Raw genomic sequence first — 12,418 nt, 5'->3', positions numbered from 1 at the left:
CCATCCACGGAGGAAAAATGCAGGAATTTCTGGCCACTAGCGAACGTCGGGCCGAACTTTACTGGTGGTTTGCCACCCTGTTTACCGCCCAGCTCAGCGACGAACAGATCGCCGAATACGACAGCTATGATGTGCGAAGCTTCCTGAAGAGCCTCTCCACGCTCGATCCCATGCGCCCGGCCGTGGCCGAGCTCAATGACGCCATCGCCCGCCTGCTGGTGCGCCCCGAGCGTGCCAACGCGCTGGCCAGCGACTTCCATGAGCTGTTCCTGGCCAACGACGCCGTCTCTCCCCATGAATCCGCCCACCAGGACGCCGCTGCGCTCGAGCGCATGCAGGCGCGACTGAGCCGGCTCAATATCGATGTCAGCGCCAAATACCAACAACCGGTCGATCATCTGGGGGTCGAACTGGATCTGATGGGCAATCTCATCATCCGCGCCGCCGAAGCCGCCAGCGCCGACCTGCGCGAACAGTGGCTAGGCGAGCAGGAGGCCTTGCTGCACGGCCATCTGCTGGCCTGGTTCCCGCATTTCGAGCGTGCCTGCCGCGCCGCCGATCCGTTTGGCTTCTACGGCGCCAGCGCCCGCCTGCTGGGGGTTTTCCTCACCATGGATGCCAACTACCTCAGCCTGGTCAAACCGGCGCCAGCCGCCGACTGAGTTCGACATGAAGACGGCCCTGCTGCTGATCGCCTGCTGGCTGCTGGCCCTGATCCCGCTGGATCAGGGCCTTACCCCCCTCGTGACCCTGCTGTTCAACCCGGACCGCGTCCTCTACGGCACCGCCCAGCTCACCGGTTTCGCCGGCATCCTGCTGACCCTCTATCTCGCCAATCTCGGGGTGGAGGTGGTGCTGCGCCGTCGCTTCCAGATAGCGGGCATGCTGGCCCTGCTGGCCGCCTGGGTCGACTTCATCAACAGCAGCGGCAGCGAGGCCCACTGGCTGCTGCTGCTCGCCCTGGCGCTGCCGTTTCACGGGCTCGGCCTGCTGGTGCTGGTGCGCGGCATCCAGGCCTTCGGCCGCCAGAAAGGCTGATAAACCGCCAAAACTATTACAAATCATGACAGCCCGATCCGCCCATCCGCCCTTGTCACAAGGGCAGGCCCTCAATTGCTGGTAACATTCGCTTACATTCAGCTCCCGTTCAGTTTCGCCGCAACCGTTATAGTGCCGCTCCTTTTCCAACCAATGCAGGAGCATCAGCATGCCTCCACAGGATGCACGCATCACGGGTCTCGACCTGTTGCGAGGGCTCGTCATCTTCATGGCCGTCTTCGAGCACTACACCGGCTACCTCAACTACTGGTACATCGACTTCTTCAACCGGGAACACGCCCTGTGGGACAGCTTCTATCTGTCGCACAAGGCGATGGCCGGCCAGCTGCTGCCCATGGATCACACCACGGCCCAGGTCTCGGCCTGGCTCATTCCCTGGGTCAGCCAGATCTACCTGGCGCTGGCCGCCTTCAACCTCAGCCGCCGCGATCAGGCCAGCTTCAGACCGCAACTGGGCGGCAAGCTGGTGCTGTTCGCCAGCATCATTCTGGTGCTCTATGTGGAAGGGCTGGTGATCGCCCCTAACTTCGGCGAGGCGATCTCGTTCTACCCGGTGATGCTGTGGATGTGCCTGCTGGCGCTCTTCTCGCTGGTCTACGCCTGGTTCGGCATTCGCGGCATGCTGCTGCTGACTCTGCTCAGCCTGCTGCTGGATCAGCTCGGCGTGCAGGATCTGCTCGGTCACATCGACGGCTGGATGAAACTGCACGTGCACCCCGACTACGAGCTGGATGCCCGCCTCGACCTCTTCATGGCCAGCGGCTGCTTCGGCTTCCTCTACGGCTGGTGCTGGCATCAGCGGCCCCAATGGCGGGACCGCCTCAACGCCCTGGTGCTGACGCTCTCGCTGCTGGCGCTGGCCGTCTATCTCATGTTCGGCGAGACCAGCACGGTCGAGCTCAGCGACATCTACGCCAACGAGCACGAACTGGCGATGGACATGGTCGGCCGCGCCGGCATCTGGGGCATGGAGTTTCTGGTGATCGGGGCCGTGCTCTGGCTGCATCAGCGCAACATCCGGCTGTGCTGGCGCCCGCTCAACTGGATCGGCATGTACTCGCTGACCGTCTTCATCTTCCACAAGAGCATCTTCGTGCACCTGTGGGGCCCGCTCTTGCTGTGGTGGACCGCCCGTCAGGGTACCATCTTGCCCAACAACTTCGGCCTCATCATGGCGCTCAGCGCCACCAGCGTGCTGCTCATCTATGCCTTCCAGCGCTCCGGCATCATCTGCCACCTGATGGGCATGCATCAGGACCGGGACTGGGCACGGCTCTATGGCAAATAAGTGCTGGCTGCCGCTGCTGTTCCTGACCCTGCCCCTGTCGGCCAAAGAGCCGGACAACCAGTGGCAGCTGGGCGGTCAGTGGCAGCTCGGCAGCAATCAGGCGGGGGTCAGCGCCGATGCCAGCATGCAGTTCTGGCTTGCCTATGAACGGGAAACCCAGGTCGGCCTGCTCTTCGCCGATGGCCAGAGCGCCGGGCTGGCCTTGCCGCTCTATAAAAAGAGCTTCTTCGCGGTCGGCGTCGCGCCCATGCAGGTGGTCGATCGCAACCGCTTCAGCGCCTTCTGGCGTCTCGGCTGGCAACTAGACGACGATCACCAGCTCACCCTGGGCCAGCTCTATGACGTCAGCGGCCGTTATGGCCAGCTCTGGTACATGGAGCACAGCCTGCCGCTGCCGGCCGAGATCTCCCTCAACCTCTGGCTGACCCGGGGCAGTCAGGCCCACATGGCCGCCTATGGGGCAGACGAGGGCCTGCGGGACTGGGGAGTCACGCTGGAACGCAGCTGGCGCTGGCAGCAGTGGCGCCTTGGCACCGAGTTCGGCGCCAAGCAGTGGCTCATCAAGGAGCACGACTGGCAACCGATGATCAACCTGACCCTGAGTTATCACTTCAGCTGGTAACACCGCAAAAAGGGGGCGAATGACGCCCCCTCTCTTCCCTCCAGAATGCTTCATGCCATACTGACAGCAGCTTAAATGACAAAGAAGTCAATTCAGGAGCGCGCAATGGGCGAAGAGACTTTCAATGCCATGCCGGATCCACCGCTGGCGGGGCAATTGAACATGAACGAGCTGCAACAGCTGTTCGAACTGGCCCCGTTTGGCATAGGTGTGTTTGACCGCCACTTCCGCTGCCGCAGCGTCAACCAGACCCTGGCCGATCTCAACGGTCTCTCCCGAGAAGAGCACTACGGCAGATACCTGCGCGAAATCGTCCCCACGCTGGCTCCGGTGCTGGAACCCCTGTTCCAGCAGATCATCAGCAGCGGCGTCCCCCGGGTCGAGCTGAACCTGAGCGGCCATACCGCGGCCCACCAGGGCCGGCAGCGCCACTGGCAGGCGATTTACAGCCCCATGCTGGACGAACAGGGGGTGCCCGACCGCATCCTCACCATAGTGCGGGACGTCACCGAGCAGGTCGAAGCACAGCAGCGGCTGCAACTGGCCATGAGTGCCGGCCAGATCGGGGTGTGGGAGTGGCATGTGACGGAGGACAGGCTGCAGTTTGACGGCCAGGTCGAGCGCCTGCTCGGCACCACGGCCAGCCAGTTTCAGGGGGGGATGGAGCAGTTCATCAAGCGCTTCGATCCGCTCTCTGGCGAGCAGTTCAGGGCGGCGGTCAACGGCATGGCCCCCATTCACCTCACCCTCGGCTATCTCGGGCCGGATCAGTTGCGGGGCTGGGTCGACATTCACGCCGATCACGTGGCGGCCACCGACCATCAGGGGCGGCGCATCACCGGGGTGATCCACGATGCCACCAGTCGCTGCAACCAGGAGGACAAGCTGCGCCAGGCCAACGTGGTGTTCGAGACCGCCGCCGAAGGCATCATCATCATGGATGGCCAGCGCCAGATCATCTCGGTCAACCCGGCCTTTTCCAGCATGACCCAATATGACGAGGCGGAGATCGTGGGCAAGTCGCCGGAGGCCATCATGCATCCGCGCCGCCACACCGACATCGATTATCCCTGGCATACCCTGCTGCCCGGCAGTCACGCCTGGCATGGCGAGATGATGTGTCTGCGCAAGGATGGCGGCTACTTCACCTCCTGGCAGCATGTCAGCGCCGTGCACGACAGTCGCCACAACACCACCAACTACGTCATCGCCTTCTCCGACATCAGTGCCATTCGCAAGGCCGAAGCACAGCTCAATCACCTCGCCTATCACGATCCGCTGACCGAGCTCGGCAACCGCAACCTGCTGCAGGAGCGGCTGGAGCTGGAACTCAAGACTGCCCAGCTCAACCACCAGCAACTGGCCCTGCTGTTCATCGATCTGGACGGCTTCAAGCTGATCAACGACACCCTGGGCCATCGCGCCGGTGATGAGCTGCTCAAGCTGCTGGCCGAGCGGATCCGCCGCGTCCTGCGCCACAACGACGTGGCCGCCCGACTCGGTGGCGATGAATTCCTGGTGCTGATCCCCTTCTTTGAACGGCCACAGGAGCTGGAGCGGCTCGCCGAGCAACTGCTGACCAGCCTGCGCGAGCCGGTCGAACTCGACCACGAGCGGGTGGCCGTCTCCGCCAGCATCGGCATCGCCCTCTATCCGGAACACGCCACCAGCCCGGATACCCTGGTCAGCGCCGCCGACAGCGCCATGTACGAGGCCAAGAACCGGGGCCGCAACGGCTATCTGTTCTATACCCCGGACATGACCGAGCAGACCCGGGAGCGAATGAGCATGGAGCAGGGACTGTTCAAGGCCATCGAGCAGCATCAGCTCTGCGTCCTCTATCAGCCCATGACGGAGCTCGCCAGCAACCGCATGAGCGGGCTGGAGGCCCTGCTGCGCTGGCAGCACCCCAGCGAGGGGATGATAGGACCCACCCGTTTCATCCCGGTGGCCGAGGAGTGCGGGCTCATCGAGCAGATCGGTGAGTGGGTGATGCGCACCGCCTGCCGGCAGGGACAGGCGTGGCTGGCCGCCGGACTGGCGGTACCCAGGCTGTCGATCAATGTGTCGGTGCGGGAGATGCGCTCGGCAGGTTACGTGGAGCGGGTCGCCGCCATCCTGGCCGAAACCGGCTTTCCGCCAGAGAAGCTGGAGATAGAGGTCACCGAGAGCATCATCCAGCGGGTCGATCAGAGCCTGCAGCTGTTCAGACGCCTGAAGGCACTGGGGGTACAGATCGCCATCGACGACTTCGGCACCGGCTTCTCCTCCCTGAGCCTGCTCAAGAGCCTGCCCATCGATCGCATCAAGATTGACCGCACCTTCGTGCAGGCACTGCCCGACGACAAGCACAGCCGGGAGCTGTGCCGCACCATCATCAACCTGGCCGACAGCCTGGGCATGGTGGTCACTGCCGAAGGGATTGAGACCCAGGCCCAACGCCAGTTTCTGCAATCACTGCACTGCCAGGAGGGGCAGGGCTATCTGTTCAGCCACCCGCTGGCCGAGCCCCATCTGGCCGAGCAGCTGGGCTCGCGCAAGGGCGCCTGGTGCTAGCGGTGTGCCTGGATCCGCGCCGCGCCAGCGGCGCAGGTGACGCTCATCAGTTGAAGGTCAGCCTGGCATCCCACCCTTCGTCCTGCTGCCGGCGTGACTCTTCCAGCAACGCGTCCTGCGGATAGGAGGATTTTTTCTCTTCGAGGGTGACGGACACCGACGGCTTGCGCGCCAGCCAGGCCTCGCTCAACTGGCCGCTGATGTGGTCCCGCAGGGATGGCGAAGCGGGCTGTGCCGGTGTCAACGCAAGGCCGTTGGCATGGGGGGCGGCCAATGCGGCCTCATCGGTGGCCTGCGGGGCCTCGAACTGCCAGAGGGAGGAGCACAATAGCAGGGTCAACATGGGACTATCTCCGTCGCTAAAACGACGTTTTACCCAATCAGCGATGAATTGTCATCGGCTCGACTGTAAGCGGATGTTGCCATCTATCCAAAAGTCTAATTGCCCTCCCCCGCCAAAGGTATAAGTTGTTACCTAATCATTACAAGAATGTATTCAAAGGAGTGACACATGAGCGAGAGCAAGGTCTACCCGGTCAAAGCCCACATCAGCAACGGCGCCCTGCTGGACAAGGCAGGCTATGAAGCCATGTACCGGGCCTCGGTGCAGGATCCGGATGCCTTCTGGGGCGAGCAGGGCAAGATCCTCGACTGGATGAAGCCCTACACCAGGGTCAAGAACACCTCCTATGATCCGGGCCACGTCTCCATCAAATGGTATGAAGACGGCCTGCTCAACGTCTCTGCCAACTGTCTGGACCGCCATCTGGCCCAGCGCGGCGACAAGGTCGCCATCATCTGGGAAGGGGACAACCCGGCCGAAGATCGCAAGCTCACCTACCGCGAGCTGCACACCGAGGTGTGCAAGTTTGCCAACGTCTTGAAGGCGCAGGGAGTGCATCGCGGCGACGTGGTCTGCCTCTACATGCCCATGGTGCCGGAAGCCGCCATCGCCATGCTGGCCTGTACCCGCATCGGTGCGGTGCATAGCATCGTGTTCGGCGGTTTCTCGCCGGAAGCCCTGGCCGGTCGCATCATCGACTCCGGCTCCTCCATCGTCATCACCGCCGATGAAGGGCTGCGCGGCGGCCGTCCGGTGCCGCTCAAGAAGAATGTGGATGAAGCGCTCACCAACCCGGAGACCAAGGTCAACAAGGTGATCGTGCTCAAACGCACCGGCGGCAACATCGCCTGGCACAACCACAGGGACATCTGGTGGCACGACGCCGTCGCCACCGTCAGCGCCGACTGCCCGCCCGAGGCGATGGGGGCCGAAGATCCGCTCTTCATCCTCTACACCTCCGGCTCCACCGGCAAACCCAAGGGGGTGCTGCACACCACCGGCGGCTATCTGGTCTACGCCACCCTCACCTTCAAGTACATCTTCGACTACCACGAAGAGGACATCTACTGGTGTACCGCCGACGTGGGTTGGGTCACCGGCCACTCCTATCTGGTCTACGGGCCGCTTGCCAACGGCGCCACTACCATCATGTTCGAAGGGGTGCCCAACTACCCGGCCACCAACCGCATGAGCCAGGTGGTGGACAAGCACCAGGTCAGCATTCTGTATACCGCCCCCACCGCCATCCGCGCGCTGATGGCCAAGGGCAACGAGGCGGTAGCCGACACCTCCCGTTCGAGCCTGCGCATCATGGGCTCGGTGGGCGAGCCCATCAACCCGGAAGCCTGGGAGTGGTACTACCGCACCATCGGCGAGGAGCGCTGTCCCATCGTCGATACCTGGTGGCAGACCGAGACCGGCGGCATCCTCATCAGCCCGCTGCCCGGCGTCACCGATCTCAAGCCAGGCTCGGCTACCCGTCCCTTCTTCGGCGTGCAGCCGGCGCTGGTGGACAACATGGGCGAGCCGCTGGAGGGGGCCACCGAGGGCAACCTGGTGATAACCGACTCCTGGCCGGGCCAGATGCGCACCGTGTTCGGCGATCACGAACGGTTCGAGCAGACCTACTTCTCTACCTTCCCCGGCCGCTACTTCACCGGCGACGGTGCCCGTCGCGACGAGGATGGTTACTACTGGATCACCGGACGGGTGGATGATGTACTGAACGTCTCCGGTCACCGCATGGGCACCGCCGAAATTGAATCCGCGCTGGTTTCCCATCCCAAGATCGCCGAAGCGGCGGTGGTGGGTGTGCCGCACGAGATCAAGGGTCAAGGCATCTACGCCTATGTCACCCTGATCGCCGGCGAGGAGCCGAGCCGGGAGCTGCATAAAGAGGTGAAGGAGTGGGTTCGCAAGGAGATCGGCGCCATCGCCACCCCGGACGTGATCCACTGGGCCGAGGGGCTGCCCAAGACCCGCTCCGGCAAGATCATGCGGCGAATTCTGCGCAAGATCGCCACCGGCGAGACCGACAGCCTGGGGGATATCTCCACCCTGGCGGATCCGGGCGTGGTGGACAAGCTGATCCGCGAGAAGTCGGAAGCAGCCTGATCCTGACTGCGTTCCTGCCTCCAAAGCCGGCCTCAAGCCGGCTTTGTCGTCTTTGCTACTGAGCGTTTCAACAACGCACCAATTAGCGCAAAAAATAGACAGATGTAGAGATTAGACCAGTAAAATGCTGCTAATTTTCACGAAATCAATATAATTGCGAAATCTGTGTGCCAGTGCACACCGATTTGCGCAGAAAATGACTAGATTTCTGATAGTCCACAAGATGGCTGACAGATAGCAGCATTATCATCGAGGATGTACTCAATATGTCGCAAAAACACCGAATTCTCCTGCTCAACGGGCCGAACCTGAACCTGCTGGGCAAACGGGAACCGGGCATCTACGGCAGCAAGACGCTCGATGAGATCGTCGCCGATCTGACGCACAACGCCGGCGAACTCGGGGTCACACTGGAACACCTGCAATCCAATGCCGAACATGAGTTGGTCGGCCGCATCCACCAGGCCATGGGTCAGGTGGATTTCATCATCATCAACCCGGCCGCCTTCACTCACACCAGCGTCGCCATCCGCGATGCGCTGCTGGGTGTGGCCATCCCCTTTATTGAGGTTCACCTGTCCAACGTCCATGCCAGGGAACCCTTCCGTCATCACTCCTATCTGTCTGATGTCGCCAAGGGGGTCATTTGTGGGCTGGGGGCCGATGGCTACCAATTCGCTTTAACCGCGGCCGTGCACCAGTTGCGCGCGGCTTGATAATCACTGATCAGATAAAGAAGAAAGAGAATGCTAATGGATATCCGCAAAATCAAGAAGCTGATTGAACTGGTTGAAGAGTCCGGCATCGCCGAACTGGAGATCTCCGAAGGTGAAGAGTCCGTTCGCATCAGCCGCAACTTCTCCGGTCAGGTGACCGCTGCTCCGCAGATGATCATGCAACAAGCTGCCGCCCCGGTTGCCGCTCCTGCCGCCGCACCGGCTGCTGCTGCCCCGGCTGCCGACGCCATCCCGAGCGGTCACCTGATGCGCTCCCCGATGGTTGGCTCCTTCTACCGCTCCTCCAGCCCGGAAGCCAAACCGTTCGTGGAAGTCGGTCAGCACGTCAATGTCGGCGATACCCTGTGCATCGTCGAAGCCATGAAAATGATGAACCAAATCGAGTCTGACAAGGCCGGTGTGATCAAAGCGATCCTGGTTGAAAATGGTCAGGCCGTCGAATTCGACGAGCCGCTGTTCATCATCGAATAAGGGAAGTCGCCACCCATGTTGGACAAAGTAGTCATCGCCAACCGCGGTGAAATTGCCCTGCGGATCCTGCGCGCCTGTAAAGAGCTCGGGATCAAGACAGTGGCCGTTCACTCCACCGCCGACCGGGAGCTCAAGCATGTGCTGCTGGCCGACGAAACCATCTGTATCGGCAAGCCGGCCAGTACCGACTCCTACCTCAATGTGCCGGCCATCATCGCCGCTGCCGAGGTGACCGGTGCCGTCGCCATCCACCCGGGTTACGGTTTCCTCTCCGAGAACGCCGACTTCGCCGAAGTGGTCGAGAAATCCGGCTTCATCTTCATCGGCCCGCGCGCCGAGACCATTCGCCTGATGGGCGACAAGGTCTCCGCCATCGAGGCGATGAAGAAAGCGGGCGTGCCCTGCGTACCGGGCTCCGACGGTCCGGTCGACAGCGATGCCAAGCACAACGCCGCCATCGCCAAACGCATTGGCTACCCGGTGATCATCAAGGCCGCCGGCGGCGGTGGTGGTCGCGGCATGCGCGTGGTGCGCAGTGAAGCCGAGCTGTCTGCCGCCATCGCGCTGACCAAATCCGAGGCAGGCCAGTTCTTCAAGAACGACATGGTCTACATGGAGAAGTACCTGGAGAACCCGCGCCACATCGAGATTCAGGTGTTGGCAGACGGCCAGGGCAACGCCCTCTATCTGGGCGAGCGCGACTGCTCCATGCAGCGTCGTCACCAGAAGGTGGTCGAAGAGGCGCCGGCACCCGGCATCACCGAAGAGATGCGCAAGTTCATCGGTGAGCGCTGCGTGCGCGCCTGTATCGAGATCGGCTACCGCGGTGCGGGCACCTTCGAGTTCCTGTACGAGAACGGCGAGTTCTATTTCATCGAGATGAACACCCGTATCCAGGTTGAGCACCCGGTCACCGAGCTGGTCACCAGCGTGGATCTGATCAAGGAGCAGCTGCGCATTGCCGCCGGTCAGCCCCTGTCCATCACCCAGCAGGACATCCGCATCCGTGGCCATGCCATCGAATGCCGGATCAACGCCGAAGACCCGGCCACCTTCATGCCGTCTCCGGGCCTGATCCAGCGCTTCCACGCGCCGGGTGGTCTGGGCGTACGCTGGGATTCCCACATCTACGCCGGCTACAAGGTGCCGCCCTACTACGACTCCATGATCGGCAAGCTCATCTGTTACGGTGAAAACCGCGACGTCGCCATCGCCCGCATGCGTCAGGCGCTGGACGAGCTGGTGGTGGAAGGGATCAAGACCAACGTCTCCCTGCAAAAAGAGATCATGAAGGACGAAAACTTCCAGCACGGTGGGACCAACATCCACTACCTGCACAAGAAGCTGGGTCTGTAAGGATCCTTGACGAAGACCGCAATGTCGGTGGACGTCGGCTCCGCAAGGAGCCTCTGTTGAAAAAGGGCCATGGCGACATGGCCCTTTTTTGTTATCCTTGCGCCCCTCAAAATTGTCGGAGGCCAAGGTGAATCGTTTCGCGCTCGCTCGCCGGGAAGCAGCCCTCTGCCTGCTGCTGACCCTGCTCTACTTCCTTGCCTGGTATGGCACGGCCTATTTCATCCCCGCAGAGATCGAATGCTGGGACATGCCGCTCTGGTTCCTGCTCAGCTGCATCCTGATGCCGCTGCTGTTCATCGTGCTATGCGGCCTGATGGTGGATCGCCTGTTCGTGGACATCCCCCTCGACTCCCCTCCCCTCGATGCCAAGGAGCCTTCCCATGAATCTTGAGCTGATGCTGCCGCTGTGCATCTATCTGGTGCTGGTGCTGGGAGTCGGCTTCTGGGCTAGCCGCCACCGAGTGGGCGGTGACTTTGTGCAGGAGTACTTCATCGGCAACCGCAGCATGGGCGGGCTGGTGCTGGCCATGACCCTGGTAGCCACCTACACCTCTGCCTCCTCCTTCATCGGCGGGCCGGGAGCGGCCTACAAGATCGGGCTGGGCTGGGTGCTGCTGGCAATGATCCAGCTGCCCACCGTCTGGCTCACCCTGGGGGTGCTTGGCAAGAAGTTCGCCATCATCGCCCGCCGGGTCAATGCGGTGACCATCAATGACATGCTGTGGGCCCGCTACCAGAGCAAGGCGGTGGTGGTGCTAGGCTCGGTCACCATCATCCTCGCCTTCATCGCCACCATGGTGGTGCAGTTCATCGGTGGCGCCCGTCTGCTGGAGACCGCCACCGGCCTCAGCTATCAGCAGGGGCTCCTGCTGTTTGCGAGCTGCGTGCTGCTCTACACGGTGATCGGCGGCTTTCGCGCCGTGGTAATGACCGATGCGCTGCAGGGGATCATCATGCTGATCGGCACCGGTGCCCTGCTGGCGGGCACTCTGGTGGCCGGTGACGGCCTGCCCAACCTCATCCACCAGCTCAAGGTGATCGATCCCAAGCTGGTGAGCCCGCAGGGGGCCGGCGACCTGCTGACCCAGCCCTTCATGCTGAGCTTCTGGGTGCTGGTCTGCATCGGGGTGGTGGGGCTGCCCCACTCGGCGCTGCGCTGTTTCGGCTATCGCGACAGCAAGGCGCTCCATCGCGGCATCCTCATCGGCACCATCGTCAGCGCCTTGCTGATGTTCGGCATGCACCTGGCCGGCGCTCTGGGCCGCGCCATCCTGCCCGGCATGGACAGCCCGGACAAGATCATGCCCTCCCTGATGATGGAGGTACTGCCCCCCTGGCTGGCCGGGGTCTTCCTGGCGGCGCCCATGGCGGCCATCATGTCCACCATCGACTCCCAGCTGATCCAGGCCTCCGCCACCCTGGTGAAGGATCTCTACCTCAACTACTTGAGTCCGGAGAAGGCCGGCCAGGAGAAGCTGGAGGTGCGGGTGCCGCGCCTCTCCCTGCTCTGCACCCTGATCCTGGGCACGCTGGTGCTGCTTGCAGCCTTGCAACCACCCGAGATGATCATCTGGCTCAATCTGCTCGCCTTCGGCGGCCTGCAGGCAGTGTTCCTGTGGCCGCTGGTGCTCGGCCTCTACTGGTCGCGGGCCAACGGCCCGGGGGCCCTGGCAAGCATGGTGTGTGGCATCCTCTGCTACGCCATCCTGAGCCAGTGGGAGATCAAGCCGGCCGGCCTGCACGCCATCGTGCCGAGCCTGGGGCTGGGGCTGATTGCCTTCGTGCTGGTCAGCCTGCTGACCCCGGCCCCGAGCCAGCATGTGCGGCGCTTGTTTGAGCCGCAATCATCGATGGATTAATAAAGGGTTCCG

General features: G+C 62.5%; 12 protein-coding genes. 11 read left to right on the top strand and 1 reads right to left on the bottom strand.

Going from position 1 to position 12,418, the window contains the following annotated elements; genetic code table 11:
- The first annotated feature begins 17 nt into the window (after positions 1 to 17).
- The 5 genes from torD to C2U40_RS03685 all read left to right on the top strand — a co-directional run bounded on the left by torD (position 18) and on the right by C2U40_RS03685 (position 5,525).
- The gene (gene torD / locus C2U40_RS03705; protein ID WP_016351741.1) at positions 18 to 662 is read left to right on the top strand and encodes a molecular chaperone TorD; all 645 of its coding nucleotides are present in this window, start codon (positions 18 to 20) and stop codon (positions 660 to 662) included.
- Positions 663 to 669: 7 nt separating this feature from the next.
- Positions 670 to 1,038 carry a hypothetical protein gene (locus tag C2U40_RS03700; protein WP_016351742.1) on the top strand — a complete coding sequence of 123 codons (369 nt, stop codon included), beginning with the start codon at positions 670 to 672 and terminating at the stop codon, positions 1,036 to 1,038.
- A gap of 169 nt (positions 1,039 to 1,207) precedes the next feature.
- Entirely contained in the window at positions 1,208 to 2,347 is a 1,140-nt protein-coding gene (locus C2U40_RS03695; protein WP_043167187.1) for a hypothetical protein, read from the top strand.
- Entirely contained in the window at positions 2,337 to 2,969 is a 633-nt protein-coding gene (locus tag C2U40_RS03690; protein ID WP_029299278.1) for a hypothetical protein, read from the top strand. The genes C2U40_RS03695 and C2U40_RS03690 overlap by 11 nt, the downstream gene beginning before the upstream one ends.
- A 105-nt stretch (positions 2,970 to 3,074) precedes the next feature.
- Entirely contained in the window at positions 3,075 to 5,525 is a 2,451-nt protein-coding gene (locus C2U40_RS03685) for a sensor domain-containing protein (protein ID WP_103828429.1), read from the top strand.
- A gap of 46 nt (positions 5,526 to 5,571) precedes the next feature.
- Here the strand turns inward: C2U40_RS03685 and C2U40_RS03680 are convergent, their stop codons facing one another.
- On the bottom strand, positions 5,572 to 5,868 hold the full coding sequence (locus C2U40_RS03680; RefSeq protein ID WP_103828428.1) for a hypothetical protein: 297 nt from the start codon (positions 5,866 to 5,868) through the stop codon (positions 5,572 to 5,574).
- Positions 5,869 to 6,036: 168 nt separating this feature from the next.
- Here C2U40_RS03680 and acs point away from each other — a divergent pair, with 168 nt between their 5' ends.
- The 6 genes from acs to panF all read left to right on the top strand — a co-directional run bounded on the left by acs (position 6,037) and on the right by panF (position 12,406).
- On the top strand, positions 6,037 to 7,983 hold the full coding sequence (gene acs, locus C2U40_RS03675; protein ID WP_060389906.1) for an acetate--CoA ligase: 1,947 nt from the start codon (positions 6,037 to 6,039) through the stop codon (positions 7,981 to 7,983).
- 266 nt (positions 7,984 to 8,249) lie between these two features.
- Positions 8,250 to 8,699, top strand: coding sequence for a type II 3-dehydroquinate dehydratase (aroQ, locus tag C2U40_RS03670; protein ID WP_016351748.1), 450 nt, complete (start codon positions 8,250 to 8,252; stop codon positions 8,697 to 8,699).
- Between the two features lie 36 nt (positions 8,700 to 8,735).
- Complete coding sequence (accB, locus tag C2U40_RS03665; protein ID WP_011707112.1) at positions 8,736 to 9,191, top strand: acetyl-CoA carboxylase biotin carboxyl carrier protein; 456 nt, start codon at positions 8,736 to 8,738, stop codon at positions 9,189 to 9,191.
- Positions 9,192 to 9,206: 15 nt separating this feature from the next.
- Entirely contained in the window at positions 9,207 to 10,547 is a 1,341-nt protein-coding gene (gene accC, locus C2U40_RS03660; protein ID WP_011707113.1) for an acetyl-CoA carboxylase biotin carboxylase subunit, read from the top strand.
- A gap of 112 nt (positions 10,548 to 10,659) precedes the next feature.
- A complete protein-coding gene (locus C2U40_RS03655; protein WP_016351749.1) occupies positions 10,660 to 10,938 on the top strand; it encodes a YhdT family protein in 279 nt (92 codons plus the stop codon).
- Positions 10,928 to 12,406, top strand: a complete 1,479-nt coding sequence (panF, locus tag C2U40_RS03650; RefSeq protein ID WP_103828427.1) for a sodium/pantothenate symporter — start codon at positions 10,928 to 10,930, stop codon at positions 12,404 to 12,406. The genes C2U40_RS03655 and panF overlap by 11 nt, the downstream gene beginning before the upstream one ends.
- Positions 12,407 to 12,418: the final 12 nt, after the last annotated feature.

This window comes from Aeromonas sp. ASNIH4, assembly GCF_002934425.1.
Lineage (GTDB): Bacteria > Pseudomonadota > Gammaproteobacteria > Enterobacterales > Aeromonadaceae > Aeromonas > Aeromonas hydrophila.
This window is presented reverse-complemented; position numbering and strand designations above follow the sequence as displayed.